This is a genomic window from Burkholderia sp. S171 (assembly GCF_009766085.1).
In the GTDB taxonomy this organism is placed as follows: Bacteria; Pseudomonadota; Gammaproteobacteria; order Burkholderiales; family Burkholderiaceae; genus Caballeronia.
On the sequence record NZ_LMUF01000050.1, the window covers coordinates 1 to 4,446 of the forward strand.

Sequence of the window (4,446 nt, forward strand, 5' to 3'; positions counted from 1 at the left end):
ATGATCATGCTGCCCGAGGGCATGCCGGGTGCGGGCGGGTATCGCGAGCATGACATCCTGGTGATCGGGGAGAAGGACGCGACCAACATCACCGGTTTCCCGTACGGCCCCGAGAAGAACATCATCAAGGCCTGACCAGGCTGCGTGCGATTCAACCAGAAAACCGCACTAGCCCGCAGGTGCCCGAAGCATGGGGTTCGGTGCTTACCAACAAGGACGCGGAACGTAACCGCGGTGTCGTGCTCCAGCTCGGCGAGCCGGTATAGCGACAAGAAGAGGTGAGGCCGGATTCGAATTCATCTCGCCGTGCTGGTTTGAAGACAAGCGATAGATATCCGTACTGCTGTGTTGGTGTATGTTGGCGACCCCGGCGGCAGAGCCAACGCCGAGTCCACCTTTTGTTTGCCAATCGGAAGTCTTTTTGCATGTGCAGTGACGATGTCGAAAACGCGAACCGATTTGTCGTTTTTAGAAATATGTCCGTATTTTTAGGCCTCTACTATGACCCGGAGCCTGACTGGGTTCGGGTGGCGGCGAAGTAGATCGAGACAACAGCAAGGAGGAGCATTTCAATGGAAAAGAGCGTGGTGATAGGGGAGCTGGCTTGGCCGGAGTATTCGCGCCGGGTGAAAGAGGAAGCGCAACCAATCCTGATTCCAATCGGGGCGCTGGAGCAGCATGGACCCCATATGTCGATGAACCCCGACGTGCTGCTGCCGAGCGCCATCGCCGTCGCGGTAGGGCAGGAGATCGGCGCACTGGTGGCACCCGCCATTGCGTATGGTTATAAGTCGCAGCAAAAAAGCGGTGGCGGCAATCACCTGTGCGGAACGACCAGTCTGGACGGCCACACGCTGTCGCTGACGGTAAAAGATGTGCTGAAGGAGTTCGCGCGTCACGGCGCGCGCAAGATCTGTCTCGTCAACGGACATTTCGAGAACTCGATGTTTGCGGTCGAAGGTGTTGACTTGGCGATTCGCGAATTGAGATGGGAAGGGATTCACGATTTTCAGGTTGTGATGCTGTCGTACTGGGATTTCGTCACCGACAAGACGATCGCGCGGATCTATCCGGACGGCTTCCCGGGCTGGGCGGTGGAGCACGGCGGTGTGCTGGAGACATCGCTGATGCTGCATCTGCATCCGCATCTGGTCGACATGTCATGCGTGCCCACGCATGGGGCGGCAAGCTTTGAGCCGTACGACGTTTTTCCGCCGATTCCGGAGTGGACGCCTTCGTCAGGTTGCCTGTCGTCGGCTGCCGCCGCGTCTGCGGAAAAGGGTGCGTTGCTGTTCGAGGTTTGTGTAGAAGGGATTTCGCGCGCACTTCGCGTAGCTTACGATGCGCGCGCGAAAGCGGCGCAGGTCTGAAATACCAGTCAGGGGACAGTAATGGGAAACTACGATAGCCATCATTCGCACGCCGAAATTGCTGCGGATAAGGCATGGAGCATCGAACAACATGCCATCGACCCGATTCCTTTGAAGGATCGGCACGGTACACCGGCCGAGCTGTTCAAGATGTGGATTGGCGCTAATACTAACTATGTGGTGGTCGTGACGGGCGCACTGGCGCTGTCTCAGGGGCTGTCGCTATGGCAAGCGTTGGGGGCGATTCTGGTCGGCAACCTGCTGGGATGTTTCGTGCTGGGCCTGACCACGATCATGGGGCCGCGTACGGGAACCTCCGGCATCATGACCTCTCGCAGTTCCTTCGGGCAGTTGGGTTCGTTCCTGCCGAAGGCTGTGAGCCTCGTTTCGGCGCTCAGTTGGTTTTCGATCAATTCGGTAGTTGCCACCCAGGCACTCGAGACGTTGCTCAAGATGGGTGGGTTTCATAGCCACGCGGTGGTCTGGGTTTCGCTCGCAATCATCCTGGCTGCAGAAATACTGCTGGCGATCTTTGGACACGCGACCATTATCGCCGCAGAGAAATGGATTGCGGTCGTGCTGGCCATCCTGTTCGGCGGACTGGCGGCATTCGTGTTGCCGCATACGAGCTTCGCGATGGCGTCGGCCATCAACCACGGCGGGGGATCTATCAGTACGTGGTTGATTGCAATGGGGATCATCTTTTCCTATCCAATCGGCTGGGCGAACTTCGCCTCGGACTACAGCCGCTATTTCCCCGCTGAAACCAGTTGGAAGAAGATCGTGCTGGCGGCAGGTGGAGGGCAGTTCGCGGCGCTGATGTTCTGCGAGATCATCGGCGTGCTGTTTGCAACAGCGCTGGGTGGCACGCTCGGCGACGACCCGGTCAGCCAGCTGTCGCGATTTCTGCCGACCTGGTTCATCGTGCCGCTACTGTTTTCGATCATCCTTGGCGGTATCGCGGCCAACGTGCCGAATGGCTACACAGCGGGCCTGGGCCTGTTGGCGCTACGTATCCCGATCAACCGGATCGCGTCGCTAGCCATCATCGCGTTGTTCACGCTCGGCTTCCGGGTCGTGACCGTGTTTTACGGGCAATTCTTCGACATGTATCAGGTGTTCCTGAACTACATGGTGTACTGGACGGCGCCATGGGCGGCCATTGTGATCGTCGACTATTTCATGCGCCGGGGCCGCTATCAGACGGACGCGTGGATGCAATGGGGCGGGGGCGCATACTGGTACAAGGCAGGAGTCTTCTGGCCTGGTGTGATTGCGCTGCTGGTGGGGATCGTGGCGTCGCTCGTATTCTCCAATTCGCCGACCTATGTCAGTCCGTTGATGCGCGATTACCTGGGCTGGGGCGACCTGAGCTTCGAGTTCGGGCTGTTGTCGGCCGCATTGACATACTTCGTGCTGGCACGACGCAACCCACTGTTTCGCAAGGCCGCAGACACCGTTCGCGTGGCGGTCGATGTGACTTCCGGTTCGGTCTGAACGGACCGTGAGAGTACTAGCAGCGCTCACGCGGAGCCTGATGGTTTCGATTCGCAACGTATTCATTTCGCGGGATTCTCGTCGATCATAACGGGTTGTTTAAATCTTGATACCGAAAGGCCGTCCTAGAGACGGCCTTTCGCGCGATGAGGAACTCCGAAAAGCTACCAACAATCAAGCTGCTGCTCTAACATTCGTACGGGGGATCCGTAGTTCGCTTACGTTGAAGTCGGTCCCTGGCATAAGCGACTACCTAACAGGCCAACCGCTCCTACCGCTTACGAACATGCAAAAAATGAGCAAACCATCGGGGCGTCTCGCTACAGCCGACACCTCATACTCGGCGGGGATACATGACTTTCGAGTAATGAAGTTTGGGTTTCTGTTAGTCGACAATTTTTCGCTTTTGGCATTGAGCGCGGCGATCGATCCGCTGCGCATCGCGAACATGGTTGTCGGCCGGAGGGTCTACGATTACAAAACCATTGTCGCTGAAGGCGAGGAAGTACGTTCCAGCGATGGTGTACGGCTCCTGGCAGACGTAACGCTCCTCGACGGAGGGACCTTCGACGCGGTTTTCGTCGTGGGGCCCAACCCGATTCCGCGCAAGGGTATCAGTGCGGTGTTGAACTGGTTGAAGCTGCAAGCCCGCAAGGGCGTCGCGATGGGCGGACTCGACACAGGGAGCTATTTCCTGGCGCGAGCGGGTCTGTTGAATGGCTATCGATGCACCATCCATTGGGAAGATCGCGACGTGCTCGTGGAACAATTCCCGAACGTGACAGTATCAAACCGTCTGTATGAAGTCGATCGAGACCGCTTCACGTGCAGCGGCGGTATAGCGCCGCTTGACATGATGGTTCACTTGCTGGGGCTACCTCCGGGAAGTCCCGATCTGTCCGGCCGTGTACTTGAACTGCTTCTCGCTGACCGGCGAAGCCACGAGCAACGCCAACGCACGTCGTTGCGTCAGTATGTTGGTGCTGAACACGCAAAGCTTGAAGAAGCCCTTCAGCTCATGGAAAGCAATGTGGAAGAGCCCTTGAGTCTCGCCGAGGTCGCCTCCTTCATACGCGTGTCGCAACGACAACTTGAGCGTTGGTTTCAAGAGCGCGTCCATAAAACTCCTGCACAAGTCTACCTCCAGATTCGTCTTTTACGGGCTCGGCAGCTTCTCTTTCGTACTTCGCGACCGTTGGAGGAGATCTGCACCCGCACGGGGTTCGCTTCGACCACCCATTTCGCCACACGTTATAAAGAGCAGTTTCAGATTTCACCCGTCGCAGATCGCAAGCGTTATCAAAGCGCTCTGTGATGCAAGTACGACCCACTGTACCTCGCTGAGACCGCTCAGTTCCTTCGCACCTCAACTCGATCTCCAAGTCATATAAGCAACGCTGCAAACGCGTGAGTTGCTCTTGGCAGGTGTATACCCTGAATGTCGAAAATGGAGATGATTACGTCGAATCTTGAAATTCGTTCATTCGCCAAACTCCTATTATTTGCTCCACGAACTCACCTCGTCACCAAGGAGCAAGTGGATGGAACTGAAGAATCTGATTCGAATCGAGAATGGCGA

3 protein-coding genes and 1 pseudogene are annotated in these 4,446 nt (G+C 57.0%); all 4 read left to right on the forward strand.

What is annotated here, in order from left to right; genetic code table 11:
• Window positions 1–135: pseudogene (locus GSQ93_RS38785) on the forward strand (creatininase); the annotation flags it as partial.
• 437 nt (window positions 136–572) lie between these two features.
• Window positions 573–1,370 carry a creatininase gene (locus GSQ93_RS28850; protein WP_158939075.1) on the forward strand — a complete coding sequence of 266 codons (798 nt, stop codon included), beginning with the start codon at window positions 573–575 and terminating at the stop codon, window positions 1,368–1,370.
• A gap of 21 nt (window positions 1,371–1,391) precedes the next feature.
• Window positions 1,392–2,867 (forward strand): cytosine permease, encoded by a 1,476-nt coding sequence (locus GSQ93_RS28855; RefSeq protein ID WP_158939076.1) that lies wholly within the window; start codon window positions 1,392–1,394, stop codon window positions 2,865–2,867.
• Window positions 2,868–3,162: 295 nt separating this feature from the next.
• Complete coding sequence (locus GSQ93_RS28860) at window positions 3,163–4,182, forward strand: GlxA family transcriptional regulator (protein ID WP_254074113.1); 1,020 nt, start codon at window positions 3,163–3,165, stop codon at window positions 4,180–4,182.
• The last annotated feature ends 264 nt before the right edge of the window (window positions 4,183–4,446 follow it).